Source organism: Gordonia sp. 852002-10350_SCH5691597, from assembly GCF_001665715.1.
In the GTDB taxonomy this organism is placed as follows: Bacteria; Actinomycetota; Actinomycetes; order Mycobacteriales; family Mycobacteriaceae; genus Gordonia; species Gordonia sputi.
On the sequence record NZ_LZMO01000210.1, the window covers coordinates 1 to 630 of the forward strand.

Annotated in this window: 1 pseudogene; it reads right to left on the reverse strand. The window is 63.3% G+C overall.

Going from position 1 to position 630, the window contains the following annotated elements:
* Positions 1-511 (reverse strand): annotated as a pseudogene (locus A5777_RS15190) (IS1380 family transposase); the annotation flags it as partial.
* Positions 512-630 lie beyond the last annotated feature (119 nt).

The window sequence follows — 630 nt, forward strand, 5'->3', positions numbered from 1 at the left end:
TGATCGCCGAGTTGAGCCCCCGTACCCGGGTGTAGCCGAACCCAGCGCCCTGTTTGGCCGGGCCGTGGACCTCGATGATCGAGTCGTCGATGTCGACCATCACCGGCCCGTCGATCCCGGCCAGTACCGGGGTGTGGGTGTGCAGGCCAGCGAGCGTGCGGGCGGCGATCGCATCCAATTGCCGGACATGCCCGAACCGGAACTCGCGCAGAAACGACCCCAACGTCGACGGGGCATACGGATGGTCGAACACCTTCCCCATCGCACCGTGCCGCAGTACGGCCATGTCATCGATGCTGTCGGCACCGGCCACCATGCCCGCGACCAGCGAGAACACCTTCCGATCCGGATTGGCGCCCTTGTCGGTCGGCACCGTCAGATGCTCGAGAGCCAACCCCGACAGGCCCGCTTGCTCGGCCAACGTCATCACCGGCACCAACCCCGCCGCGCCGAGGAGATTCGGATCATCACAGGATGCAGACCGGACCGGATGACTGTGAGACAATCGCATCTACGAGATGCCCTTCTGCGTGCACGGATGGAAACCTAGACAATTCCCATTCTGTCACTCAGACAGGGCATTTCGTCTATCCCTCACCGCCCAAACGAATACGAATCGGTGGATCGAGG